23 protein-coding genes are annotated in these 24,157 nt (G+C 63.1%); 14 read left to right on the top strand and 9 right to left on the bottom strand.

From position 1 onward, the window contains the following. Window positions 1-7 precede the first annotated feature (7 nt). On the top strand, window positions 8-364 hold the full coding sequence (locus tag AC3CCE_RS26920; RefSeq protein ID WP_352511582.1) for a DUF488 domain-containing protein: 357 nt from the start codon (window positions 8-10) through the stop codon (window positions 362-364). A 138-nt stretch (window positions 365-502) separates the two neighbouring features. Here the strand turns inward: AC3CCE_RS26920 and AC3CCE_RS26915 are convergent, their stop codons facing one another. Next, entirely contained in the window at window positions 503-850 is a 348-nt protein-coding gene (locus tag AC3CCE_RS26915; protein WP_023687095.1) for an ArsC family reductase, read from the bottom strand. 165 nt (window positions 851-1,015) lie between these two features. On the opposite strand from AC3CCE_RS26915, the gene AC3CCE_RS26910 reads away from it, so the two are divergent. Beyond that, window positions 1,016-1,372: an ArsR/SmtB family transcription factor gene (locus tag AC3CCE_RS26910; RefSeq protein WP_352511581.1), complete on the top strand. Its 357-nt coding sequence runs from the start codon at window positions 1,016-1,018 to the stop codon at window positions 1,370-1,372. Continuing rightward, window positions 1,369-1,848, top strand: coding sequence for an SRPBCC family protein (locus AC3CCE_RS26905; RefSeq protein ID WP_023726386.1), 480 nt, complete (start codon window positions 1,369-1,371; stop codon window positions 1,846-1,848). Before AC3CCE_RS26910 ends, AC3CCE_RS26905 begins: the two co-directional genes overlap by 4 nt. Before the next feature lie 89 nt (window positions 1,849-1,937). On the opposite strand, the gene AC3CCE_RS26900 is transcribed toward AC3CCE_RS26905, so the two are convergent. Continuing rightward, window positions 1,938-2,291: a nuclear transport factor 2 family protein gene (locus AC3CCE_RS26900; RefSeq protein ID WP_023668502.1), complete on the bottom strand. Its 354-nt coding sequence runs from the start codon at window positions 2,289-2,291 to the stop codon at window positions 1,938-1,940. Between the two features lie 186 nt (window positions 2,292-2,477). On the opposite strand from AC3CCE_RS26900, the gene AC3CCE_RS26895 reads away from it, so the two are divergent. Next, window positions 2,478-3,182, top strand: coding sequence for an SOS response-associated peptidase (locus tag AC3CCE_RS26895; protein WP_023684394.1), 705 nt, complete (start codon window positions 2,478-2,480; stop codon window positions 3,180-3,182). 439 nt (window positions 3,183-3,621) lie between these two features. On the opposite strand, the gene AC3CCE_RS26890 is transcribed toward AC3CCE_RS26895, so the two are convergent. From AC3CCE_RS26890 to AC3CCE_RS26865, 6 genes are all read right to left on the bottom strand, one after another. After that, window positions 3,622-4,707 (bottom strand): ABC transporter ATP-binding protein, encoded by a 1,086-nt coding sequence (locus AC3CCE_RS26890; protein WP_023687090.1) that lies wholly within the window; start codon window positions 4,705-4,707, stop codon window positions 3,622-3,624. After that, window positions 4,697-5,296: a helix-turn-helix domain-containing protein gene (locus AC3CCE_RS26885; protein ID WP_023684396.1), complete on the bottom strand. Its 600-nt coding sequence runs from the start codon at window positions 5,294-5,296 to the stop codon at window positions 4,697-4,699. Before AC3CCE_RS26885 ends, AC3CCE_RS26890 begins: the two co-directional genes overlap by 11 nt. 281 nt (window positions 5,297-5,577) lie before the next feature. Continuing rightward, window positions 5,578-6,684, bottom strand: coding sequence for an ABC transporter substrate-binding protein (locus AC3CCE_RS26880; protein WP_023668506.1), 1,107 nt, complete (start codon window positions 6,682-6,684; stop codon window positions 5,578-5,580). Window positions 6,685-6,709: 25 nt separating this feature from the next. Beyond that, the gene (locus AC3CCE_RS26875; RefSeq protein ID WP_023709184.1) at window positions 6,710-7,537 is read right to left on the bottom strand and encodes an ABC transporter permease; all 828 of its coding nucleotides are present in this window, start codon (window positions 7,535-7,537) and stop codon (window positions 6,710-6,712) included. Then, window positions 7,534-8,415, bottom strand: a complete 882-nt coding sequence (locus AC3CCE_RS26870; RefSeq protein WP_023747934.1) for an ABC transporter permease — start codon at window positions 8,413-8,415, stop codon at window positions 7,534-7,536. The genes AC3CCE_RS26875 and AC3CCE_RS26870 overlap by 4 nt, the downstream gene beginning before the upstream one ends. Before the next feature lie 96 nt (window positions 8,416-8,511). After that, complete coding sequence (locus tag AC3CCE_RS26865; protein WP_023747935.1) at window positions 8,512-9,789, bottom strand: NAD(P)/FAD-dependent oxidoreductase; 1,278 nt, start codon at window positions 9,787-9,789, stop codon at window positions 8,512-8,514. Window positions 9,790-9,965: 176 nt separating this feature from the next. On the opposite strand from AC3CCE_RS26865, the gene AC3CCE_RS26860 reads away from it, so the two are divergent. The 7 genes from AC3CCE_RS26860 to AC3CCE_RS26830 all read left to right on the top strand — a co-directional run bounded on the left by AC3CCE_RS26860 (window position 9,966) and on the right by AC3CCE_RS26830 (window position 18,114). Beyond that, a complete protein-coding gene (locus AC3CCE_RS26860; RefSeq protein WP_352444416.1) occupies window positions 9,966-11,123 on the top strand; it encodes a fumarylacetoacetate hydrolase family protein in 1,158 nt (385 codons plus the stop codon). A 138-nt stretch (window positions 11,124-11,261) separates the two neighbouring features. Continuing rightward, window positions 11,262-12,806, top strand: a complete 1,545-nt coding sequence (locus tag AC3CCE_RS26855; RefSeq protein WP_352511578.1) for a sugar ABC transporter ATP-binding protein — start codon at window positions 11,262-11,264, stop codon at window positions 12,804-12,806. Continuing rightward, on the top strand, window positions 12,803-13,831 hold the full coding sequence (locus AC3CCE_RS26850) for an ABC transporter permease (protein WP_352511577.1): 1,029 nt from the start codon (window positions 12,803-12,805) through the stop codon (window positions 13,829-13,831). The genes AC3CCE_RS26855 and AC3CCE_RS26850 overlap by 4 nt, the downstream gene beginning before the upstream one ends. A 297-nt stretch (window positions 13,832-14,128) precedes the next feature. Further along, the gene (locus tag AC3CCE_RS26845; protein ID WP_023687083.1) at window positions 14,129-15,061 is read left to right on the top strand and encodes a substrate-binding domain-containing protein; all 933 of its coding nucleotides are present in this window, start codon (window positions 14,129-14,131) and stop codon (window positions 15,059-15,061) included. A gap of 108 nt (window positions 15,062-15,169) precedes the next feature. Next, window positions 15,170-16,156 (top strand): ABC transporter permease, encoded by a 987-nt coding sequence (locus AC3CCE_RS26840; RefSeq protein ID WP_023668514.1) that lies wholly within the window; start codon window positions 15,170-15,172, stop codon window positions 16,154-16,156. Between the two features lie 4 nt (window positions 16,157-16,160). Next, window positions 16,161-16,955, top strand: a complete 795-nt coding sequence (locus AC3CCE_RS26835; protein ID WP_352625627.1) for an ATP-binding cassette domain-containing protein — start codon at window positions 16,161-16,163, stop codon at window positions 16,953-16,955. 136 nt (window positions 16,956-17,091) lie between these two features. Then, the gene (locus AC3CCE_RS26830; RefSeq protein WP_023668516.1) at window positions 17,092-18,114 is read left to right on the top strand and encodes a LacI family DNA-binding transcriptional regulator; all 1,023 of its coding nucleotides are present in this window, start codon (window positions 17,092-17,094) and stop codon (window positions 18,112-18,114) included. 440 nt (window positions 18,115-18,554) lie between these two features. Here AC3CCE_RS26830 and AC3CCE_RS26825 read toward each other — a convergent pair whose 3' ends face one another. Continuing rightward, the gene (locus AC3CCE_RS26825; RefSeq protein ID WP_023668517.1) at window positions 18,555-19,136 is read right to left on the bottom strand and encodes a TetR/AcrR family transcriptional regulator; all 582 of its coding nucleotides are present in this window, start codon (window positions 19,134-19,136) and stop codon (window positions 18,555-18,557) included. A gap of 242 nt (window positions 19,137-19,378) precedes the next feature. On the opposite strand from AC3CCE_RS26825, the gene AC3CCE_RS26820 reads away from it, so the two are divergent. Genes AC3CCE_RS26820 through AC3CCE_RS26810 form a run of 3 tightly spaced genes read left to right on the top strand, consistent with a single transcriptional unit; the run spans window position 19,379 to window position 23,990 of the window. Continuing rightward, window positions 19,379-19,639 carry a hypothetical protein gene (locus AC3CCE_RS26820; RefSeq protein WP_352625625.1) on the top strand — a complete coding sequence of 87 codons (261 nt, stop codon included), beginning with the start codon at window positions 19,379-19,381 and terminating at the stop codon, window positions 19,637-19,639. Continuing rightward, on the top strand, window positions 19,633-22,821 hold the full coding sequence (locus AC3CCE_RS26815) for an efflux RND transporter permease subunit (protein WP_352625624.1): 3,189 nt from the start codon (window positions 19,633-19,635) through the stop codon (window positions 22,819-22,821). Before AC3CCE_RS26820 ends, AC3CCE_RS26815 begins: the two co-directional genes overlap by 7 nt. A 14-nt stretch (window positions 22,822-22,835) precedes the next feature. Next, complete coding sequence (locus AC3CCE_RS26810) at window positions 22,836-23,990, top strand: efflux RND transporter periplasmic adaptor subunit (protein ID WP_352625622.1); 1,155 nt, start codon at window positions 22,836-22,838, stop codon at window positions 23,988-23,990. Window positions 23,991-24,157 lie beyond the last annotated feature (167 nt).

Genomic DNA, 24,157 nt, shown 5'->3' with positions numbered 1-24,157 from the left:
AGGGCGGATGGGTTTCGACCTGACGGTCAAGCGAATTTACGAAGCACCCGCGCCCGATGACGGGCAGCGGGTGCTGGTCGATCGCATCTGGCCGCGCGGCATCAGCAAGGAGGATGCCGCGCTGACGCTGTGGCTGAAGGAGATCGCGCCGAGCAATGAATTGCGGAGGTGGTTCGGACATGAGCCGGCGCGATGGGCGGAGTTTCAGGTGCGGTATTCGGTCGAGCTGGATGGGAATAGAGAAGCGGTGGCGAAACTGCGTGGCTTGCTCGGAAAGGCCAAGGTGACGCTGCTTTATGGCGCACATGACGAGGCGCATAACAATGCGGTGGCGTTGGCGGGGTATTTGCGCTGGACGGGTTGAGAGACAGCGAACCGCTGCATACGCCGCAAGCGAAAGCCTTCACAATTAGCGATCGCCCTCCACGCGTTCGTCATCCTCGTGTCTGCGCTGCGTCGCTTCGCTCCTTGCTACACCATAGGCTGACGAGGCAGGGCTACGCTACTTGACCACCCCTTCATAAGCCTCCGGCTTGAACCCCACCAAAATCTCATCCCCGACCTCGAGCACCGGGCGCTTGATCATCGTCGGGTTGGCCAGCATCAGCTTCCTGGCCTTCTTCTCGTCGAGCCCTTGCTTGTGCTTGTCGGGCAGTTCGCGGAAGGTCGTGCTGCCCTTGTTGAGCAGCTTTTCCCAGCCAACCTTGCCGATCCATCCATCCAGTCTGCCCACCTCTATCCCCTCGGCCCGGTAGTCGTGAAAACGGTAAGGCACATCGTGGCCCTCCAGCCAGGTGCGCGCCTTCCTGATCGTGTCGCAGGTGGTGATGCCGTACATGGTGATCGTCAAAACGCACTTCCCTTGGGCTGGTGGTCGAATCCGCCGGACAGCCTAAAACCGTCCTTCCCGCTTTGCCAGCACCCCGGTCACATCAGCCCATTTTTAGGGCTTGCCAATACTAAGGAATTTTCCTAAGTATCTTTCTATACCCGTCGACGGACCTCAGGATCGCCCATGCCAAGCCTCCTCGCCCCAACTACAAGTCTCCCGCAGATCGACGGCATCTTCCGCGCGCTGGCTGACCCGACGCGGCGGCGCGTGGTCGAGCGGTTGAACCGCAGTCCCGCCTCGGTCAGCGAGTTGGCGCAGCCTTTCGAGATGGCGCTGCCTTCCTTCATCGAGCATCTGAAAGTGCTGGAAGGCTGCGGACTGGTGCGATCGGAAAAAATCGGCCGCACCAGGACCTATCAGCTGGCGCCCGAACCGCTGCAGCTCGCCGAAAACTGGCTGGCCGAACAGCGCACGCTGTGGGAGCGCCGACTCGATCAATTTGACGCCTATGTGATGAGCCTCAAGGAGCAAGAAAAGTGAGCTATCCCTTCAAGCCCGACCCCAGACTGGACCTTGTGCTGGAGCGCAAGCTCGACGCGCCGCGCGAACTCTTGTGGAGCGCGATGACGGTGCCGGAGCATGTCAAGCAATGGTTCACGCCCAAGCCCTGGCTGATCACCGATTGCGAGATCGACCTTCGTCCGGGCGGACTGTTCCGGACGCGCATGCAATCGCCCGACGGCAAGGAGGTCAACGACCGCCATTGCTGCTATCTCGAGATCGTGCCGAACGAGCGGCTGGTGTGGACCGATGCGCTGCTGCCGGGCTATCGGCCCTCGGGCGAGCCCTTCATCACCGCAGTCATTTCGCTTCAGTCGGATGACAAGGGCACGCGCTACACGGCAACGGCCATCCATCGCGACCAGGCTACCCGCAACAATCATGAAGAGATGGGGTTCTTCGACGGCTGGGGCACGGTGGCCGATCAGTTGGCGCAGTATGTGAAGACCATTTGAGCTTTTCCCACTGCGGCCAGGACTTTGTCCCGGCCGCCTGGTTTTTGGGTCGTGCAGCGAAGTGCGCCGGAACCCTACGGCACCCGGGCTCAGTAGTAGAAGCGCTCTTCGGTGATCTTGCCGTTCTTGACCGTGTACAGGCCAACCTCGTCCATGGTGACCCGTTCGCCGGTGGCCTTGGGCGTTATGTCGAACTTGAAGCGCACCGCGAACTGGTCGCCGTTGACATAGGGGCCTTCGACAGAGCCGCCGTGGACTTCGTGGTTCGCTTGCCACCATTCGCCCTTTTGCCTGAGAGCTTCCTTGCCACGGGCAATGGCCATCGGCCCCTCCATCGCTTCGAGGCTGACGATATCATCGGCATTGTACTTTTCACCAGCACCCAGGTGATCCCCCTGCTGGAGCATTTCGGTGAAATCCTTGGCAACATCCGCGATGGTCATGTGTGTTCCTCCTGTTCAGACTGGTTTGAAGTAGGGAAGCGCTTGCCGGCCCGCCACCTTTACCCGCACGACAGCTGACAAGGTGTGTCAGGACGATGATATAGCGCGGCTATGTGACGACGATTGCGGCGGCGTCGGACAGCGACTTCGGTTGCAGACAAAAGCCAATTCCGCAATGCTGGGTGCATGTGCAACCTCTACAACATCACGACGACGCAAGAGGCGGTCCGCCAATGGACCCGCACATTGCGCGATATCAGCGGCAACCTCGAACCTTCGCTTGATGTCTATCCCAATCAACCTGGGCTTGTCGTTCGCAACAGGACGGATGGGGAGCGTGAACTGGCGAAACTGCTTTGGGGGTTGCCAACGCCGCCCGAGCGCATGAAAGGTAAGGCCGACTACGGCACCACCAACGTTCGCAATCCGCAATATTCGCACTGGCAGCAATATGTGGGCGTCGAGCACAGATGTGTCGTGCCGGTGACCAGCTTTGCCGAGCCCAGCCCTGCGGCGAACGATAAAGACCCGGAAACAGGAATCCAGCGAAATTACTGGTTTGCCCGTGGCGAGAGCCGGCCGCTGTTCTTCTTCGCTGGTTTCTGGACGTCTTGGCAGGGCGTGCGAAAGGTCAAGGACGGTCCCGGCGACTTCGAGCTATACGCTTTCATGACCACCAAGCCTAATGCTCTCATTGCGCCGATACATGAGAAGGCTATGCCCGTGATCCTCACCACGCCGGAGGAAACCGAGGCTTGGCTGACTGCGCCATGGTCGGAAGCACGGCGTTTGCAGCGGACGGCGCCCAACGACGCGTTGGTGATCGTTGAGAAGCCAGCCACACAGATCAAGTTCCCACCACAGGCCCCGGCCCAAGGGTCTCTGTTTTAGCCCGAATCGGCTCTCCTCAATCGTCGTCTCGCCAGATTACCCGGCGAACCATGCGGATTTCGACAAGACGTCTGACGCGAATTTTAAGGCGTTCAGCAGCGCTTGGCAGAATGATGCCTGCATCGAGCTCACGACCTTTGCAGCGCTCGCACCGCATGTGCCGCTCCACATCCCAAAAGGGGATATCACCAACCAGCTTTGCGAGATCGCCAGGCAGATAATGTCGAGTGATGTTGCAGTTCCGACATCGAACACGAATTAGCTGCCCGACTTCATGCGCCAAGCAGAGGGTTTGCACATTTCGGCGCGGTCGGGTGCTTAGTTCGGGCATCCCGCAAAGTAGGAATATGTTCCTTTGCGAGTCAATTCACACTTAATTCCACCTTGGCGATCTTCACAGCAGGTTAAATCCAACCGTCGATGAAGGGATTGGGTTGGATCAGCTTGGCAGCATAGGGCAGTTGGCACCACGGCGCAGGCTGATATGCGCCACGTCGCCGACGCTGAATTGAAAGCCCTCGGCCTGGCGCGGCGCATCGATCACCACCGGCAATCCCTGCCCCAGCTCAGCATGCAGCCGCAGCGTGCGGCCGTGGAAGACGATGGAGTTGACGCGCGCCGGCGCGGTGCCGGCGGCGGCATCGGTGGTGGCCAGCAAGTCCTCGGGGCGAACGCCGATGGTGCGCTCAGTGCCTTCGCCGGGTGTGTCGCCGGTTTCAGATGTTGCTTCCAGCGAAAGCCCGCCAGCGGCGAAGCGCAGGCGGTCGCCGTCGCGGCCGATGAAGCGCGATTGCAAGAGGTTCATGGTGCCGATGAAGCTTGCGACGAATTTCGTCGCCGGCCGGTCGTAAAGCGTGGCCGGCGGAGCGATCTGCTCGATGCGGCCCTTGTTCATGACGACGATGCGGTCGGAGATCGACAGCGCTTCGGTCTGGTCGTGGGTGACCATGACGAAGGTGGTGCCGAGCCGCGACTGCAGCCGCTTCAGTTCGACCTGCATCTGTTCGCGCAGATGCGCATCGAGCGCCGACAGCGGTTCATCGAGCAACAGAACGCGCGGCTCGCAGACTATGGCTCGGGCGAGCGCGACGCGCTGGCGCTGGCCACCCGACAGTTCGGAAACGCGGGCGCCGAGCTTGTCGGCGAGGCCGACCATGTCGAGGGCTTCGCGGACGCGCTTTGCCTGCTCGGCGCCGGACAGTTTGCGCAGCGACAGGCCGAAGCCGACATTCTCGGCGACGTTCATATGCGGGAACAGCGCATAATCCTGGAACACGGTGTTGACGGGACGGTCGAACGGCCTGAGCGCGGTGATGTCGCGACCATCGAGCAGCACCTTGCCGCTCGACGGGCTCTCGAAACCGGCAATGACGCGCAGGCTGGTGGTCTTGCCGCAGCCCGAGGGCCCGAGCAGGGTGATGAACTCGCCGCTGATAATGTCGAGATCGACGGCGTCGAGCCCGACAATGCCGCCGGGGAAAACCTTCGAGACCGTGTCCAGGCGTACCAGCGCATCAGGCGCCATCGCGAACCTCGGACGGCTTGGTGGTGTTGACCCAGAGGATCTGGCAAGGCTCGGTGCCGGGATTGCGGAAGGCGTGCAGAAGCGTGCTCTTGAAGGCAAAGGAGTCGCCGCTCTTCAGCACGTATTTTGTCGAGTCCACCACCAGTTCGACCTCGCCCGACAGGACATAGCCGAACTCGTGACCGATATGCGCATAGGCTTCCGCCGTGCCGCCATCGGCTTCCACCGTCACCAAGAGGCCGGTCAGCGCCGCGCCCGGCGGCGACAGCAGCGCCTTGGCGATGCCTTCCGACTTGACCGGGAGCTGCCGCCTTTTGTCGGCGCGCACGCAATAGAGATCGTTGGCGGCTTCGTTGCCGTCGGTGATCAGCGCCGAAGGCTCGATGTCGAGCGCGGCCGCAAGCGGCCAGATCACCTTGACGCGCAGCGAAGACAGGCCGCGCTCGATCTGGCTCAGCGCACCGATGGAGACGCCGGCTTTTGCTGCCAGCTCGGCCAACGACAAATTGCGCTCCAGCCGCAGCGCCCGCACGCGCCGGCCGACGCGAATGTCGGCGTCGGCCTTTGGTTTCGCTTCAAGCATGTCCATCAGTTGGTCCTTGTTGCAGTCTTTGGCGCGGCGGCAAGACCCGCGGGCTTCAGGAGATTAGTCACAATTACCTGCCGTCGGCGCTGCCCCTCATTGTCCTGCCGGACATTTCTCCCCGTATAGTGACGGGGAGAAAGCGGCTGGTCGCAAACTCGGCGCCATTTCTGCAACGTTTGCGATTTGCGAAATCGCTGGTGACAGCGCCCCTCTCCCCGTCACTATACGGGGAGAGGATGCCGGCAGGCAGGTGAGGGGCAGCGCAACCGTCGGCGATGGATCCCTCAGCCGCCCGCCTTCACTTTCTCGAACATCTTCGCCACATCGTCGTTCTGCTTCATCGGGCCGGTGAAGATGGTGGTCTTCAGCATCACCTCCGGGTCCGCCGGCAATTGCAGCTTGTCCAGTTCGTCCTTCGCCACGCCGGCGAAGGCGGTGCTCAGCGAGCTGCCATAGCCGTAGGCCTGGATCAGGTACTTACCCGAGTCGGCGTCGAGCCGGCTGTTGATGAAGTCATAGGCGAGGTCGACGTTTTTGGCGTCCTTGAGCATGACGAAGCCGCAGGCCCAGGTCAGCATGCCCTCCTTCGGCTTCATGAACTCGACCGGCACGCCCTGCTTCTTCAGCGAGGTTGCCGACGCGTTCCAGGTCATGGCGGCGACCAGCTGGCCGCTGGCCAGCGCCTGTTCGACCGAGGTCATGTCGGTGGTGTAGTTGGAGAGCAGCGGACGCTGCTCGCGCAATTTTTCCGCCACCTTGTCCATCTGCTCCGGCGTCATATCGAAGGGGTTTACGCCGGCCAGAAGTGCTGCAACGATCGGCGTGTCATGCACGGCATCGATGGTCGCCATGCGGCCGGCATATTGCTTGTCCCACAGAAGGTTCCAGCTCGCTTCCGGGTTCTTCACCAGATCGGTGCGGTAGAGGATCGAGGTGTTGCCCCAATCCCACGGCACCATCCAGACCTTGCCGTCGCCGGCCTGGATGTCGGGCAGGTTCTTGAACACCGGGAAGATCGAATCCCAGTTCTTGATGCGCTTGGTATCGATCGGCTGCAGCAGGCCTTCCTTGTTCCAGCGCGCCACCTTGTCGTAGCAGGGATGGGCGATATCGGGGCGGAAGCCGGCCTTGACCTTGGTGAAGGCATCGTCGTCGTCGCCGAAGATCGAGGCCTCGACGCCATCGGGATGGGCCGTCAGGAAGCTCTTGTTGAAGTCTGGCAGTTCATAGCCGGACCAGGTGAAATATTGCAGCTTGTCGGCGGCGAAGGCGACAGTCGACGACAGGACGATTGCAAGCGCGGCAAGCCCGGTGCGGGCTGTCTTTGCAGTGATCGATTTCGGGCCAGTGATCGATTTCAGCCCAGTAATTGATTTCGGGTCGAATGCCATTTCGGTTCTCCTCTTTTGTTATGGGTCAGGCTGGACTGGTGGGCGCCGTCCGACGGGCTGTGCTCAGCCCGCGATGGCGCAGGATTTCGGCGATGCCGGCGATGATGACGGACACAGCAAGGATAGCTGTCCCCAGCGCCATCACGGTCGGCAGCGAGCGAGGAAAACGCAGTTGGCTCCAGATGTAGAGCGGCAGCGTCGGCTCGGTGCCGGCGAGGAAGAAGACGACGATGAACTCGTCGAAGGAAATCAGAAAGGCCAGCATGAAGGCCGAGACGATGGCCGGCAGCGAGAGCGGCAACATCACCCGCCGGAAGGTCGTCCAGTCGGAAGCGCCGAGATCGAGTGCGGCCTCGCGAATGGTTTTCGGAATTGCGGCAAACCGGCTGCGCATGATCACCACGGTGGTCGGCAGCGCCACCAGTATGTGGCCGAGAACGATGGCGATGCGCGACGGGCCGAGGCCGATGAGATTGACGAGGATCAGCAACGATATGCCGACGATGACGCCGGGGATCAGGATCGGCAGCCTGGAGATGGCGCTGATGGTGGCGGCGAGCGGCGAACGACCGTAGAGGTCCATATAGGAGACGGTGATGCCGCAGAGCGTGGCGCCGGCGGCGGCCACGACGCCAATGACGAGACTGTTCAAAAGCGCGCCGGACAGCGCCGGATTGCCATAGAGCGTGGCATACCATTCGAGCGTGAAGCCCTGCAGCGGAAACGCGGCCTGGATGGAGTTGTTGAAGGAAAACAGCGGGATCAACAGCACCGGCAGATAGAGGAAGACGAGATAGGCAAGCACATAGACGCCGAGCCAGCCGCGGCCATCATCTCTCCGCGCCGCGCTCATGTGCGGCTGCCGAATTTGCGGTCGGCGCCGCGTGCGACCAGCACCACGCAGAGGATGACCAGCATCACGCAGACTGAAAGTGCCGCCCCGAACGGCCAGTCATTGGCCTTGCCGAACTGCGACTGGATCAATGTGCCGATCATGGTGCTGGCGGGACCGCCGACCATGGCCGGGGTGACATAGTCGCCGACCGTCGGCACAAAGACGACGAGGGCGGCCGCCAGAACGCCCGGCATCGAATTGGGCAAGACGACGCGGCGAAACGCCGTGAACGGTCTGGCGCCGAGATCGGAGGCGGCTTCGAGCAGTGATTTCGGGATGGTGTCCAGCGCCACATAGATCGGCAGGATGGCGAAGGGCGCATAGGCATGCGCCAGCGTGACGACCACCGCCGCCGGCGTGTTGAGGAAGGCCAGCGTCGGCTCCGACCAGATGCCGCTTTCGATCAGCGCCGAGTTCAAGACGCCGTTGTAGGCGAGCACGATCTTCCAGGCGAAGACGCGCAGGAGATAGCTGGTCCAGAACGGCAGGGTCACCAGAAACAAAAGCAGGCTGCGGCGGCGGCCGGCATAGAAAGCGAGATAGTAGGCGACGGGATAGGCGGTGACGACGGTCGCCAGCGTCACCAGGCCGGCGATCACCAGCGAGCGCAGCGTCACCGTCCAGTAGAGCGGATCGGAGACCACGGTGATGAAGTTGCCTGCCGTGAAGCCGGCGCCGAGCAGCGAACCGTCATTGCCGCGAAGTGAGAGGAAGAGCACAAGGCCAAGGGCAAACAGGATCAGGAACAAGGTGACCAGCCCGCCCGGCAGCAACATGGCGAAGCGGAAGCCTCGGGACGACCCTGCCGGCGCTTCTGTTGCAACGATGCTCGACATCGGACTGCTCAACGGAAATATGAAATCGGCTTAGCTTTTTTCATATTTGTGAAACTGTCAAGCTGAATCCACGAGGCCTAGGCGACCGGCACCCAATCAGCGCTCGAAGGCGTCGAGCATCCGGTACCAGGCGATGGTCGCGGCGACGCCGACCTGGCGGAAGGCGTGGAACGGGATCGGCCGGACCGGCGACAGCGGGAACGGCAATTGATTGACATCCCCGCCCGCGAGGTAGCCCGCCATGCGTTTTCCCAGCGCGGTCATCAGGCCGACGCCCCTGCCCTGGCAACCAACCACGGCGAGCAGGCCCTTTTCCGGCTCATGGATGTGCGGCAGGTGATCCGGTGTCATCGCCACGCGGCCGAACCAGCGCTTCTCGATGACGACATCGGAGAGCGCCGGATAGAGCCGCACCAGCGCGTGCTGCAGATGCGCCCAGTCGGCCTCGCTCCTCGGCCGCGCCATGCGGCCGCGGCCGCCAAGCACCAGATGGCCGTCGGCTGTTTTGCGGTAGTAGACGAGAATGCGCCTGGAGTCGGACACCGCCTGCCCTTCCGGCAGGATCGTCGCCGCAAGGTTGGATGACAGCGGCGCGGTCGCGACCTGGAAGGAATGCAGCGGCACGATCGTTTCCGCGAGGCCCGGAAGCAGTCCATCGGTATAGGCGTTCGTCGCCAGGACAACCGCTTTCGCCCGCACCTCGGCGCCGCTTTCGGTTGAGACACGCCAAAGGCCGGCCTCCTTGCGGAGTTTCACCACCTTCTGCCGCTCGGCAATGCTGGCGCCGGCGGCGGCGGCGATGCGCGCCAGTTCCACTGTATAGGCGAGCGGATCGATGATGCCGGCGCGGCGGTCGAGCCAGCCGCCGAGATAGCCTTGCGCGCCGGTCATATCGGCGATCTCGCTTTCATTCAGAAGCCGGACATCGGCGCCACGCGCCCGCCATTGACCATCCCTGTTCGCCGCCGCTTTCAATGCGGTTTCGGTATGCGCGGCCTGGATCCAGCCCTTGCGGGTGAGCGGCACCGCCAGCTTTTCGTCGCGGATGAGATCGAACACCGTATCCGCCGCCGAGGCGGCGAAATCGACCAGCGCTTGGCCACGCTCGGGGCCGAAATGCTCGAGCAGCCATTCGGGATCATATTTCAGGCCGGGAATGACCTGGCCGCCATTGAGGCCCGAGGCGCCCTGGCCGATCTCGCCAGCCTCCAGCACCTGTACACCGAGACCGAGCCGGGCTGCGTGCAAGGCGGTCGACAGGCCCATGAAGCCGCCGCCGACGATGGCAACGTCGACCGGCGCAGTGACGAGCAACTGGAAGGCGGATGCGGTCTGCGGCTTCTGCCAGATCGGAACGGAAAACGGTGCGGGCAAGGCTTCACCTGGAGTATGCGGAAAATGAAAATTCTAGTGCCAGTTTCATTTTTTTGAAAGAGCGGGCCTCATGTCAGAACCGACAATTGCCTGCGCCACGGGATAGACCTTTGGCGTGAATCCGGTGAAAGTGCAGCGGCCCAGCTGCCATCTCGATCATCAAAGGACCGTAAGCCATGACGAACCCAACGCAGCTTCCCGCCGACGGGCTCTTCATCGGCCGTGCCAGGGCAGGCGAAGCCTCGCATCCTCTGGTGGTCACCGTGCGCGACGGCATCGTTTTCGACATCACCTCGACCACCGCACCCACCGTGCGCGACATTTGCGAGATGGCCGATCCGGCCGGACACGTGCGCTCTGCCAAGGGCAAACCGATCGGCTCGCTCGATGCGATCGCCGCCAACAGTTTTCAGGCTACCCGCGACCCGGCAAAGCCCTATCTGGTCTCGCCCATCGACCTGCAGGCGGTGAAGGCTTCGGGCGTCACCTTCGTCGTCAGCCTGCTCGAACGCGTCATCGAGGAGCAGGCGCGCGGCTCGGCGGAAAAGGCCGACGCCATCCGCGCCGACATTGCCCGGCTGATCGGCCACGATCTGTCGAAGCTGAAGCCCGGCTCACCCGAAGCGGTGGAGATCAAGGCCAAGCTCATCCAGCGCGGCGCCTGGTCGCAATATCTGGAAGTCGGCATCGGCCCCGATGCCGAGATCTTCACCAAATGCCAGCCGATGGCGTCCGTCGGCTTCGGCGCCGATGTCGGGCTGCATCCTGTCTCCACCTGGAACAACCCCGAGCCGGAGATCGCCATGATCGCCGCCAGCACCGGCAGGATCGTCGGCGCCACCATCGGCAACGACGTCAATCTTCGCGACGTCGAGGGACGCTCGGCGCTGCTGCTCGGCAAGGCCAAGGACAACAATGCCTCGGCCTCGCTTGGGCCCTTCATCCGGTTGTTCGACGCAAGCTTTTCCATCGACGATGTCAAGCGCGCCACGGTGCGGCTGAAGGTCGAGGGCGAGGACGGGTTTTCGCTGGAGGGCGCGAGCTCGATGGCCGAGATCAGCCGTTCGCCCGAAGAGCTGGTCGCGGCCGCCATGGGGCCGCACCACCAGTATCCCGACGGCTTGGCGCTTTATCTCGGCACCATGTTCGTGCCGTCGAAGGATCGCGGCGAGAAGGGCAAGGGATTCACCCACAAGATCGGCGACATCGTCACCATCTCGTCGGAGAAATTCGGCGCGCTGGTCAACCGCGTGCTTCTGTCGCCCGATTGCCCGCACTGGACCTACGGCGCCAGCCATCTCATGCGGGACCTCGCCAAGGCCGAGCTGATCTGATTTCGGAGCAGCCGGGACGAACGGATAGCCGATAAACGTTCGTATCCGGTCCCTGTAAGCCGTTTGTTAGCGGAATCCGGGTGACTGTATCGGAAATTCGCTCCAGGATCGGGGCGCGGTCTGTGGGGGCCGAATCGCATGCTCGGTTTGCCGATGATATCGGTGCGCAATCTCGCCATGCGTTATGGCGGCGTTGTCGCGCTCAGGGATATGAACCTGTCTGTCGGACAGGGGACGATCCATGCTGTCGTCGGTGAAAGCGGCGCCGGCAAGTCGACGCTGGTGAAGGTGCTTGCCGGCGTGCTCCGGCCCGACAGCGGCACCATCCGCGTCGGCGACCAGATCGTCACCGTCGACAGCCCGATCGCTGCACGCAAGCACAGCTTCGGCGTCGTCCACCAGGGGCTCGGCCTGTTTGCCGACCGCTCGGTGCTGGCCAATCTTTTCGTCAATCGCGAGCCGTTGCGCAATGGCTTCGTCTCCAGGCGCGAGATGGAGGCACGCAGCCGCACCTTGCTTCGGCAACTCAAGCTCGACGTCGATGTCCACGCTCCTGTGGGACAACTCGGCATGGGCGAACGGCAATATGTCGAACTCGGCCGCGCAATTCTGGAAGGCCCGAGGCTGCTGATCCTCGATGAACCGAATTCTGCGCTCGACCGGCGCCAGACCGAGCACCTGTTCACCGTACTAAGTGACCTCAAGGCCAAGGGCACGAGCGTGCTCTATGTCTCGCGCCGGCTGGAGGACGTGTTTGCGATTGCAGACCAGGTCACCGTGATGCGCAACGGCCGTGACGTGCTGACAAGTGAGCGCTCGGCGTTGAGCGAAGCCGATGTGATCGACGCCATGATCGGCCAGCAGCGCGACAGCCTGTTCCCGCCTGCACTGCCGGCCAATGCCAGCACGATAAGGCCGCGGATCACGGTGGAGGGTCTGAGCGGCGGCCGGATTTCCGGCGTCAGCTTCACCGCCCGCTCCGGCGAGATCCTCGGCTTGGCCGGGCTTGAGGGGTCGGGCGTTGAAGACCTGTTCGAGATGCTGTTTGGCCTGCGCGAGGCGCAAAGCGGCAGGGTGCGGCTCCCCGACGGCTACGGCTTGCCTGGAAATCCGACCGAAGCGGCGCGGCGCGGCATCGGCCTGGTGCCGGCCAACCGCCTGTGCAACGGCCTGATGCCCGACCGGTCGCTGGCCTTCAACATAGGCAACATCGCCACCGGCGCCCGCAACTGGGGGTCGCGCCGCTACTCGCCCAAGGCCGCGATCGCCGCCGCCGCAAGGCAGATCGATGCGCTGCGCATCAAGGGCCTGCCGGACGCGCCGGTGAATTCGCTGCTGGCCGGCGATCAGCAGAAGATCGTAATCGCCAAATGGCTGGAGACGGCGCCGCAAGTGCTGCTCCTCGACAATCCGGCTGGCGGTATCGAGGCGGCTGCCAAGCGCAAGATCTATGCGCTGATCCGGCAGATGGCGGCCAATGGCTGTATCGTTTTGCTGCGTTCGGTCGAGCCGTCCGAACTGACCAACCTCAGCAACCGCGTCCTTGTCTTCCACCGCGGCCGGGTCGCCGGCGAGCTGTCCGGCGCCGAGATGAAGCGAAGGACAATGCTGCAACTGACCACCACCGGCGAGATGCCGGAGGCGGAGCGGTCGAAAAAGAAACTCGTGGGAGCCATTGCATGACACGATTGGATCCCATGCTACGGCTTGCCGGTTCGGCTGCCCACCCGAAGCGCAGCCTTCGCCTGCCCGTCGAACTCAGGCCGCTCATCGGGCTCGTTGTCCTGGTGGCGATTACAGGTTTTGCCCGGCCGGATTTCCTCGATCAGGCCAATGTGCTGTCGTTGCTGGAAACCGCTGCCTATCCCGGCATGCTGGCGGTCGGCATGGTGTTCGTGCTCGCACTCCGCGAGATCGACCTTTCCGTCGGCTGGATATTCCATCTCGCGGCCCTTCTCACCGCATTCCTTCTGGCCGCCGGCATCGACCCGTGGCTTGCCGCCCTTGCCGGCGTGCTGCTCGGCGCCGGGCTCGGCCTCGTCAACGGCCTGCTGGTGGTGGCGCTGCGACTGCCGGCCATCGTCGTTACGCTGGGCACCTTTGCAATGTTCCGGGGCCTGGCGGCGGTGGCCGTCAAGATGCAAGCGACAGCTCCGGCCAGCCCAGGCGGCGACTTCTTTGAGATCGTTCACGGCAAGCTGTTCGGCCTTGTGCCGACGGCTGTCTTTGTCTTCGTCGCAATGGCGGTGGTGATGCACCTCGTGCTTCACCGCAGCCGCTTCGGCTACCGGATCCAGGCCGTCGGCAGCAATCCGCAGGCGGCGCTCTATGCCGGCATCCCGACAGGTGCTGTGCGGCTGCAGACGCTGGTGCTGATGGGCATCGTCTCGGGGCTGGCGGGCGCGCTGTGGCTTGGCTCTCCCGTTACCGACGTCGACCAAGGCGGCGGTTTCGTGCTGATGGCGATTGCCGCGGCGATCATCGGCGGCACCTCGCTTTCCGGCGGGCGCGGCACCGTCTTCGGTGCGGTGATCGGCATGCTGATCATCCAGGTCATCTTGAGCGGCGTTACCCTGTTCGGCGTCGACGCCGCATGGAGCCCGTTCGTGATCGGCGCGGTGATGGTGCTGGCGCTCGCGCTCGACCGGCTGGCCAAGGTGCTGCGCATCCGCCAGGCCGAGCGCTTTCAGGAAATTCCGCGCGCCTGAGTTTAAGCCCCGCCTGCTTGCCGGGGAATATCTCTATCTCTTGGTTTGACGCAATTCCGGGCGGAAAACCGTTTCACACTTTTCCTGGAATTGCTCTCTAACTGATGCGATCTGATGGGATCGCTGATGGCGCGTTGCATCGCGCCACCATCCATTGAGCGGATGGAGGCTTGCCATCGGCCGCAAAAGAAGATGCTCTGCGCATCCGGGTCGGCGCTGGCAGGAGGAGAGGATCAAGGGCATCGCCCGGATCATCGCCGGACGTGGAGGTCGTTTTTCAACATGGGAGGAAAGCAAATGCTGACGAGGCTACGATTACTCGTGCTTGGCCTGATTGTGGCGCTGGCCGTTCCGGCGGCGGCACAGGCCAAGACGTTCTACTGGATTTCGCATGGCGGCCCGGCCGACCCGGTCTGGACCTACTTCCTGGCCGGCGCCAAGCAATGGGCGAAGGACACCGGCAACACCGTCAACACCTCGTTCCACAATGGCGACGTTGCCTCGCAGCAGGAGGCCGTGCGCGCCGCGATCTCGGCAAAGGCCGACGGCATCGTCACCACCAGCCCCGATCCGGGCAGCCTGATCGAAATCGCCAAGGAAGCCAACACGGCCAAGATCCCGATCATCAACTTCAACACGCCCGATCCCAAGGCAAGCTTCGACGCCTATGTCGGCGGCGACAACGTCACCTTCGGCAAGCACTGGGCGCAATATCTGGTCGACAAGGGCCTGGTGAAGAAGGGCGACTTCGTCTGGATGCCGGTCGAAATCCCCGGCGCCACCTACGGCGTCCAGGAAGAGGAAGGCATCAAGAGCGTCTTCGAACCGCTGGGGATCACCTATGAGATCACCGAAGCGACCCTCGACCAGGCCGAAGCCATCAACCGCATGGTCGACTATCTCACCGCCAACAAGGCCAAGGTCAAGGCAATCATCGGCCTCGGCGATCTGGTCACCGGCTCGATCAAGCGGGTGTTCGACCAGGCCGGCATCAAGCCGGGCGAAATCCCGGTCGTCGGCTGGGGCAACTCGCTCGACACCACCCAGGAAGTGCTGACCGGCTACGTCAATGCCGGCCAGTGGCAGGACCCGCAGGCGACCAGCTACGTCGCGCTGTCGCTGGCCAACATGGCGGCGTCAGGCATTCCTCCGGGCTTCAACGTCATCACCGGCGCGCTCTATGAAAAGGACACCGCGCAGGTCTACGACGACATCCTGTCCGGCAAATAACCCAGACCTTCAACAGTCGCGGCCGCAGCCGCGGTCGCGACTGTCTTTCGCCGAGCCCTTCGCGTTGCGCGCGGGGCTCAGCCTTCCCCTTCCTGTCGCAGGTTATCAGTGGAAAACCGTTCGCTCATCCAACGCCTGATCGCGAGGCCGGAATTCGGGCCCTTCGTTCTGCTCATCGTCGAAATCGCGGTGTTCTGGAGCATCAACCACGATTTCCTGTCGCCGCAGAACATCTCCAACACGCTGGCCTTCACCGTCGAGCTCGGGCTGATCGCGCTGGCGATGACGCTGTTGATGACGTCGGGTGAATTCGATCTTTCGGTCGGCTCGCTGTTCGGCTTTTCGCCGGTGCTGATGTGGACGCTGTTCAACAGCGGCCTGACCTCGCTGGAGGTCGGCTTCCTCGCCGCGCTGCTGATCGCGGCCTTCATCGGCCTGGTCAATGGCTGGTTCGTCACGCAGCTGAAAATCCCATCCTTCCTGGTGACGCTCGGCATGCTGCTGGTGGTGCGCGGCACCGCGCTGTTCGTCACCGACGGCTTTCCGCAGCGGACGTGGAGCGCCGAGGGCAGCTGGCTGGCCGAAGCGCTGGTCGGTGATTTCTTCATCGGCCCGTTCCGCATCTACATGTCGCTCTTCTGGTTCATCGCGGCGGCCATCGCGCTGGGCTACGTGCTGACGCAAAGCCGGACCGGCAACTGGATCCAGGCAGCCGGCGGCAATCCAGGCGCCGCAAGGGCGCGCGGCGTCAACGTCAGCGGCGTCAAGATCGGCCTGTTCGTGCTGTCGTCGGTGATGGCTTCGCTTGCCGGCGTCATCTCGTCGCTGCGCACGTCGGCCGCCAACCCCAACAGCGGCACCGGCTACGAGCTCGAAGTCATCGCCATGGTGGTGATCGGCGGCACGGCGCTGACCGGTGGGCGCGGCACCATCATCGGCACCGTGCTCGGCATCCTCATCCTGCGCGTCATGCGCAACGGCATCGTGCTGATCGGCGTGCCCGGGCTGGCCTACAACATCTTCATCGGCGCCATCATCCTCGGCATGATGGCGCTGCACTCATGGCTGGAACGCCGTCATCAGGCGGGGACCTAGAACCATGGCTGAACCGCTCATCCGCATGTCCAACATCAAAAAGTCCTACGGGCACGTGCAGGCGCTCGAAGACGCCAATTTTCATGTCAACGAAAGGGAGATCGTCGGCCTGCTCGGCGACAATGGCGCCGGCAAATCGACACTGATCAAGGTGTTGTCGGGGGCGGTGCCGCTGACGAGCGGCGACATTTTCATCCGCGGCAAGAAGGTCAATCTGCGCAGCACCAGCGACGCCATCGCGCACGGCATCGAGACGATCTACCAGGATTCGGCACTGGTGACGCAGCTGTCGATCGCGCGGAACCTGTTCCTCGGCCGCGAGCCGATCAAACCGCCGCGCTTTTTGAACCGCATGAACCAGGAGGCGATGAACAATGTCGCGCGCGACCTGCTGAAACAGGTCGGCATCTCCAAGAACATCCCGCCGACGACGCCGATCGGCTCCCTGTCCGGCGGCGAGCGGCAGGCCGTCGCGATCGCGCGCGCCATGCACTTCGACAGCGACCTGATCATCCTCGACGAGCCGACCAACAATCTCGGCGTCGCCGAGACGCAAGGCGTGCTGAGCTTCGTGCGCAACGCGCGCGATTCCGGGCATTCCTGCATCTTCATCGCCCACAACATCCACCATGTCTTCCAGGTGGTTGACCGCATCGTCGTCATGCGCCGGGGCAAGGTGGTGGCCGACGACATCGACCCGAAGAAGACCAGCGTGGCCGAGGTCGAACGCATCATCACCGGGATGTCGGACAAGGAGATCCGCGACGCCATCATCGAAGGCGGGCCATCGAACGGCTGAACCGTCTTCGCGCCGTCTGGCACGGAAACGCATCCGCTCTAACTCGTTGTAGAGCATGACCTTTTGACAAAACGGTTCCCGTTTGTCCGAGAAAACCGGTTCCCACTTTTCGGGATCATGCTCTATGACTACAGCCATGAAAGCCACCGTTGCCGACATAGCCAGGAGCTGCGGCCTGTCGACCGCGACCGTCGACCGGGTTCTGAACAACCGGGCCGGCGCGAGCGCCGCCAACCGCCAACGGGTGATGGAGGCGGCCAAGCAGCTCGGCTATTTGCCGGTGGTCGATCAGGTGACGCTGCCGTCGCGGCCGGCGCATCTTGAATTCTTCCTGCCGATCGGCGCCAACGGTTTCATGATCGACCTCGCCGGGCACATCGAGGACTATGCGGGGCGCCTGCCGCTGGTCGCCTCGTGCCGGATCCACAATCTCGGCGGCATCTCGCCGGCAGCGCTGCAGGCGGCGGTTGAAAATCTGTCGCTGAAGGCCAATGGCGTCGGCGTCATTGCCGTCGATCATCCGCGAACGCGCAACATATTGCGCGATGTGGTCGAGGCAGGCATCCGCCTTGTCACGCTGGTCTCCGACGTTCCAGCCGCCCCGCGTTCGGCCTATGTCGGCATCGACAACCGGGTTGCCGGACGCACGGCGGCGCTGTTGATGGGGCGCTTCCTCAATGGCCGCCAGGGTCATCTGGCGATGGTCGTCGGCTCGCGTTCCTATCGCGGGCACGAGGAGCGCGAGATGGGCTTTCGGTCGGTGCTGACAGAGGAATTCCCCAATCTCACGGTCTCGAGTGCGGTCGAGATCAATGACGAACCGGAGGGCAGCTACACCGCAACGATGCAGGCGCTGCACAACGAGCCGGAACTGCTCGGCATCTATTGCGTCGGCGCCGGGCGCTCAGGTGTGGCGAGAGCGCTGCTCGAGGCCAAGCCAAAGAAGAAGCCGGTCTTCATCTGCCACGACCTGACCAAGGAAACGCGCGGCTATCTCGTCGACGACCTCGCCGATGTCGTCATTGACCAGAATGCGCGGCTGATCGCGGAGCAATCTGTGATCCGCCTGCTTGGCTCGATCGCATCCGCCGCGCCATACCTGACGAAGAAGTTCATCGAGCCACGGCTGATCTTCAAGGAAAACGTGCCGGTGCAGTGAAGTCGCGCCGTGGCGGTTTCTCCGATTTGTACGACAAGTCGGGGTAGATGCCGCAAATCTGCACAGCAGCCATGCAACTTTCATTGTTGCCGAATCATTGGGCAACCCTTACTCATCTGGGTGTCGGCCATCTACTCCTCCCAGATGCGATGCCGACGCTGAGCGCGGTGCACCTCCTCCCGCATCTCGTTCGAAATCGAGCCCGCTGCCACCTCCTCCCGGCAGCGGGCTTTTTTCATTCCCAAATGAAACTTGGCATATCCAAAGCCCCTCACCCGGATTGCCGAGACCGAGTTGCAAAGAGCAATTCGCTGCAATCCGACCTCTCGCCAAAGCGAAAGGAGATCATCAGCGCCGGCGCCAGCCTCTTCTCCCCTCGGGGAGGAGCTAGCCGCGAAGCGGCCGGATGAGGGGGCCTTGCAAACTCGGTGAGCTGGAATTCAGCGCGCCCTGAAAGAGCTGATCAGGCCTTCAGCCATGCGCACGAACTGCGTGCTGGGGCCCTGGCAGCCCATGGTCTGCACGCTGACGCGCGCCCCTTCGAACAGCAGCGACAGCGTATCGGCCAGAAGCTCGGCCTGACCGATGCCCGCATCCCGGCACAGCGCAACGAGGCGATCGCGCTGAGCGCTCTTGAGCTCCTTGATCACGCTCCTGGCCGGATGGTCCGGCTCGGTCAATTCGGCGGCGGCATTGGCCATGTCGCAGCCGCGACCGTCAGCCGCCAGGCAAGCAGCGGCCATGCGAATCCAGGCATGCAACTGGGCGAGCTTGTCGCCGGGATGCTCAGCCTCGAATTGGTCCCACATCGCGGCGCCTTTAGCCGCCGACGCGCGCAGGCATTGGACGATCAGTTCGTCCTTCGACTCAAAATGACGGTAGAGCGTCATCTTGTTGGTGCCGGCGGCTTCCGTGATGGCGTCGACACCGACGCCCTTGATGCCATGCTTGTGAAACATGTCCTGCGCCGTCTCCAGGATTCGGTCCCGGGGGCGCACGCGATCGGTAATGCCGTCTGCCATCGCAGTCTCCTTGTCTCCCTAAAAATTCGGTTCACCTCTTGACTAGGGTGTTACCGGTCTGTAACTATCCGAATGTTACTTACTGGTAACACCTATGTGGCCTTCCGTCAATAACAAGGCCGTGAACTGGTCCTGCCAGATCACAAAGGGTGAAAATTGCAGGTCATGCGGCTCCGGCCGGTGAAGAGATGAAAACCGGTTCGCGATCGTCCGATGCGAATCGCTGGAATGGAGACGCTCCAATGTCGCAGCGCAAGGATTTGACCATCGATGAAGCCATCCGGGATCCGATGATCCGGCTGGTGATGAAAGCGGACCGCGTCAATCCGCGCGCCTTCGAAGCGATGCTGAGGACCGTTGCCGATGAGCAGGGCCTCAGCGGTGCGGCGCCGTCTTCGTATTTTTTGCAAGACCCGGGTTCGGTGCGCGGCCGGCGGCTGTCCCGGTCTGCCAATTCTTTTAAAGAGGCCGGTTCTTATAAAGAGGTTTGCGTGTCGTGGTAAACTTTTTCATCCATCGTCCGATCTTCGCCTCGGCCATCGCCATAATCATGGTGCTCGCCGGGACGATTTGTTATTTCCTTTTGCCGGTTTCGCAGTTTCCCGACATCACGCCGCCGCAGGTCGTGGTCAGCGCCCATTATCCGGGCGCCAGCGCGCAAGTGGTCGCCGATACGGTGACGACGCCGCTGGAGCAGCAGATCAACGGCGTCGAAGGTATGACCTACATGTCGTCGTCGAGCTCCAATGACGGCTCCTCGACCATCACCATCACCTTCGATGTCGGCTATTCCTTGAGCACCGCGGCCGTCGACGTCCAGAACCGCGTCTCGCAAGCGGCCTCGTCGCTGCCGGCGATCGTCAACCAGGGCGGCGTGACGATCAAGAAGCAGAACCCGAATTTCGTCCTCATCGTCAACCTGACCTCGCCCGACAGTTCGGTCGATCCGGTGGCGCTGAGCAACCTCGCCTATCTGCAGGTCGTCGATCCGCTGAAGCGGCTGCCTGGCGTCGGCGACGTCCAGATATTCGGCGAGCGCCGCTATTCGATGCGCGTCTGGCTCGACCCGGACAAGCTCGCCAATCTTGGCATCACCGCTGTCGACGTCCAGAACGCCATCTCGGAACAGAACGTCCAGGTGGCGGCCGGCAAGATCGGCCAGTCGCCGGCGCCCGCCGGCACCGCCTTCGAGATGCAGGTCAACGCCGTCGGCCGCCTGAGCGACCCCAAGGAGTTCGGCGACATCGTCGTGCGCGCCAACACCGGCACCGGCTCGCTGGTGCGACTGCGCGACGTCGCCCGCATCGAGCTCGGCGCGCTGCAATATTCGTCGTCGGCCTTCTTCGGCAAGGACCCGACGGTGGTGCTGGCCGTCTACCAGATGCCCGGTTCCAACGCGCTCGATCTGCAGCAGCACGTCAAGGACAAGATGCAGGAACTGTCGGCCCGTTTTCCCAAGGGCGTCAGCTACGCCATGCACTACGACACCACGCGCTTCGTGTCGGCATCGATGCATGACGTGCTGATCACGCTTGGCGAAGCGCTGGTGCTGGTCGTGGCCGTGGTGTTCATCTTCCTGCAGAGCTGGCGCACGACGATCATCCCGACCATCGCCATTCCGGTGTCGCTGGTGGCGACGATGGTGGTCATGGAAATGATGGGCTTCTCGCTCAACATGCTCTCCCTGCTCGGCATGGTGCTGGCCATCGGCCTCGTCGTCGACGACGCCATCGTGGTGGTCGAAAATGTCGAGCGACAATTGGAGGCGGGCCTCAAACCGCTGGCGGCCACCAAGGCCGCGATGGCCGAGGTCACCGGACCGATCATCGCCACCACCGCGGTGCTGATGGCCGTCTTCGTGCCCGTTGCCTTCATTCCTGGCGTCTCCGGCAAGCTCTACAATCAGTTCGCGCTGACGGTGGCGATTTCGGTCGGCATATCCGCCTTCAACTCGCTGACGCTCAGCCCGGCGCTGAGTGCCGCCTTCCTGCGCCATCGCGGGGAGACGCAGTTCGCCCCGTTCCGCTGGTTCAACACGGGTTTCGATAGGCTGTCGCATGCCTATGCCCATGGCGTACGCATCCTCATCCGGCTGCGCTGGATCATGCTCGGTCTGTTCGCGGCCGGCCTGGTCGCCACCTACTTCGTCTGGCAGAAGCTGCCCTCGACCTTCCTTCCGGTCGAGGACCAGGGTTACTTCTTCGTCGTCATCCAGCTGCCTGACGGCGCCTCGCTGGAACGCACCGACGCCGTGGCCCAGAAGGCGCGCGACATCCTCCAAGCTACGCCCGGCGTCGAGATTGTCGGCTCGATCAGCGGCCTGAACTTCCTGACCAGTGCGGCGCAGTCGAACTCGGCTGTCGAGTTCGCCATCCTGAAGCCGTGGGAAGAGCGCGGCCCCGACCAGAGCGCGTCCAAGCTCGTCTCCGATGTGCGCGGCAAGCTGATGCAGATTCCGGAAGCCTTCGCGCTGTCCTTCGATCCGCCTTCGATCCCGGGTATCGGCACCACGGGCGGCTTCGAATTCGTCGTCGAGGACCTCACCGGGCGAGGCAGTTCAGCCCTCAACGACGCGACGCAAGCCGTGATCGCCGAGGCGCGCAAGCAGCCGGAAATCAACCCGCAGCAGCTGTTCTCGCCGTTCTCGACCTCGACGCCGCAGTTCAACTACGACCTCGACCGCAGCAAGGCCAAACTGCTCGGCCTCAACCTGCCCGACGTCTTCAACACGCTGCAGATCTATCTCGGCTCGCTCTACGTCAACGACTTCAACCTGTTCGGCCGCACCTTCCGGGTGACCATCCAGGCCGACAAGGATGCACGTGCCGACGCAGGCGACCTTTCGCGGCTCTATGTGCGCAACGCCTCCGGCGGCATGGTGCCGCTGAGCACACTGGGCAAACTGGTGCCGTTCGTCGGCCCGGAAACCGTGCCGCACTACAACAACAACGCCTCGGCCACGATCAATGGCGGCGCAGCCCCCGGCTTCTCGTCGGGCCAGGCGGTTGCCGCGATGGAACGGGCCGCTGCCACCGCTTTGCCCAGGGATTTCGGCTTCGAATGGACCGGCATCACCTTCCAGGAGCTCAAGGCAGGATCGATCGCGTCGGTCGTCTTCGGCCTCGCCATCGTCTTCGTCTTCCTGATCCTGGCGATGCAGTATGAGAGCTGGGCGATGCCGTTCATGGTGCTGCTGGCGGTGCCACTGGCCCTGTTCGGCGCCTTCGCAGCCCTGTTCTTGCGCGGCATGCAGATCGACGTCTACTCACAGATCGGCTTCGTCATGCTGATCGGCCTCGCCGCCAAGAACGCGATCCTGATCGTCGAGTTTGCAAGGCGGCGGCGCGAGGAGGGACTGAGCATTGTCGACGCGGCGATGGAAGCTGCGCGGCTGAGGCTGCGGCCGATCCTGATGACGGCCTTCGCCTTTATCCTCGGCGTGCTGCCGCTGATGTTTGCGACGGGTGCGGGTGCGGCAAGCCGGCAGTCGATCGGCACCACCGTCTTTGGCGGCATGGTCGCGGCGACCATCCTGTCGCTGGTGTTCGTGCCGGTCTTCTACGCGGTTATCGAACAGCTGCGCGAACGCCGCGTGCGCAGCGAACCGAACGCCGCTCATGACCAGGACAATAATGAACCGACTGCCGAACCAGCGCGGATGCGCCTGGCCGAAGCAGCCGAATAGAATTGGAGACCAAAATGCGTAAATGGAAAATAGCTTTGGGAACGGCCGTCGCCCTGGGGGCGATCTCGGTGGCAAGCGTTCACTTCCTCGACATGGGCAATCTCAGCCTCAATGCCGGCACGGCGGCAGCGACGGCAGCACCTGCGGCATTCGTCATGCCGGTGCCGGTGACGAGCGTGGTCAAGAAGACGATCCCGATCTATCTCGACTACGCCGCCCGCATCGAGGCGATCCGCAGCGTCACCTTGCAGGCCCGCGTGCCCGGTTATCTGCAGGAGCAGACGGCTGAGGACGGCGCGGATGTGCGCCAGGGTGATCTGCTCTACAAGATCTCGCCCGACGACTTCAAGGCGGCTCTCGACCAGGCCAGGGCCGAAGTGCAGCGCGACCAGGCGAGCCTCGACTATGCACGCTCCAATCTCGGCCGCGGCTCCGAACTCGCCAAGAGCGGTTATCTCGCCAAGGACGGGTTCGACCAGCGCACGAGCACCTTGCGCCAGGCCGAAGCGTCGCTTGCCGTCAACCAGGCGGCGGTGCGCACGGCCGAGCTCAATTTGAGCTACGCCGAAATCCACGCTCCGTTTGCCGGTCGCGTCGGCCGCAACCAGGCTTCGGTCGGCACGCTGGTCAGCGTCGCCGGCACGGTGCTGAACACGCTGGTGCAGCTCGACCCGATCTACGTCACCTTCAATCCGAGCGAGACGGACCTGGCCGAAATCGAACGGGCCCGGGCCGCCGGCCCGATCGAGGTCGAGGTGCTGCTGCCCGGCGAGACCGAAGCCAGCCAGAAGGGCGAACTCACCTTCATCGACAACACGGTCGACCACTCGACTGGCACGATTACGGCGCGCGCCACCATCGGCAATGCGAGGTTCTCGCTGCTGCCGGGCCAGTATGTCCGCGTGCGGCTGCACATCAAGCAGCTGCCCGACGCGCTGATGGTGCCGCAGGTGGCGCTGGGTTCGAGCCAGCTCGGCAAATATGTCTATGTCGTCGGCAAGGGCAACACGGTCGACCAGCGCATCGTCTCGCTTGGCGCGACCAGCGGCGACCTTGTGGCGGTCCTCAGCGGCGTTGCCGAAGGCGACCAGGTGATAACGGGCAATCTGCAGAAGATCGGACCAGGAATGCCGATCTCGCCGTTGCCCCAGGAGAAACCGGCCAGCTGATAACCCCCATCAGCCCCGGTCCTGCGGCGCCTTCGGCTTCCACGCCGAGGGCGCCGTTTTTTTATGGAGCGCCGCACGCCGTTTTTGGAGTAACCGCAAGGCACAAGAATCCGGAACAGACATATTGTAGGATTGTCGACAATCTGCTTGTCTGTTTCCGGCTCTCA

It is taken from the genome of Mesorhizobium sp. P160187, from assembly GCF_057766425.1.
This window is presented reverse-complemented; position numbering and strand designations above follow the sequence as displayed.

Coding starts and splice junctions, on each gene's coding strand:
- AC3CCE_RS26920 (WP_352511582.1), top strand. CDS start 8: ATGGGTTTCGACCTGACGGTCAAGCGAATTTACGAAGCACCCGCGCCC.
- AC3CCE_RS26910 (WP_352511581.1), top strand. CDS start 1,016: ATGCCAAGCCTCCTCGCCCCAACTACAAGTCTCCCGCAGATCGACGGC.
- AC3CCE_RS26900 (WP_023668502.1), bottom strand. CDS start 2,291: ATGACCATCGCGGATGTTGCCAAGGATTTCACCGAAATGCTCCAGCAG.
- AC3CCE_RS26895 (WP_023684394.1), top strand. CDS start 2,478: ATGTGCAACCTCTACAACATCACGACGACGCAAGAGGCGGTCCGCCAA.
- AC3CCE_RS26890 (WP_023687090.1), bottom strand. CDS start 4,707: ATGGCGCCTGATGCGCTGGTACGCCTGGACACGGTCTCGAAGGTTTTC.
- AC3CCE_RS26885 (WP_023684396.1), bottom strand. CDS start 5,296: ATGGACATGCTTGAAGCGAAACCAAAGGCCGACGCCGACATTCGCGTC.
- AC3CCE_RS26880 (WP_023668506.1), bottom strand. CDS start 6,684: ATGGCATTCGACCCGAAATCAATTACTGGGCTGAAATCGATCACTGGC.
- AC3CCE_RS26875 (WP_023709184.1), bottom strand. CDS start 7,537: ATGAGCGCGGCGCGGAGAGATGATGGCCGCGGCTGGCTCGGCGTCTAT.
- AC3CCE_RS26870 (WP_023747934.1), bottom strand. CDS start 8,415: ATGTCGAGCATCGTTGCAACAGAAGCGCCGGCAGGGTCGTCCCGAGGC.
- AC3CCE_RS26860 (WP_352444416.1), top strand. CDS start 9,966: ATGACGAACCCAACGCAGCTTCCCGCCGACGGGCTCTTCATCGGCCGT.
- AC3CCE_RS26855 (WP_352511578.1), top strand. CDS start 11,262: ATGCTCGGTTTGCCGATGATATCGGTGCGCAATCTCGCCATGCGTTAT.
- AC3CCE_RS26850 (WP_352511577.1), top strand. CDS start 12,803: ATGACACGATTGGATCCCATGCTACGGCTTGCCGGTTCGGCTGCCCAC.
- AC3CCE_RS26845 (WP_023687083.1), top strand. CDS start 14,129: ATGCTGACGAGGCTACGATTACTCGTGCTTGGCCTGATTGTGGCGCTG.
- AC3CCE_RS26835 (WP_352625627.1), top strand. CDS start 16,161: ATGGCTGAACCGCTCATCCGCATGTCCAACATCAAAAAGTCCTACGGG.
- AC3CCE_RS26830 (WP_023668516.1), top strand. CDS start 17,092: ATGAAAGCCACCGTTGCCGACATAGCCAGGAGCTGCGGCCTGTCGACC.
- AC3CCE_RS26825 (WP_023668517.1), bottom strand. CDS start 19,136: ATGGCAGACGGCATTACCGATCGCGTGCGCCCCCGGGACCGAATCCTG.
- AC3CCE_RS26820 (WP_352625625.1), top strand. CDS start 19,379: ATGTCGCAGCGCAAGGATTTGACCATCGATGAAGCCATCCGGGATCCG.
- AC3CCE_RS26810 (WP_352625622.1), top strand. CDS start 22,836: ATGCGTAAATGGAAAATAGCTTTGGGAACGGCCGTCGCCCTGGGGGCG.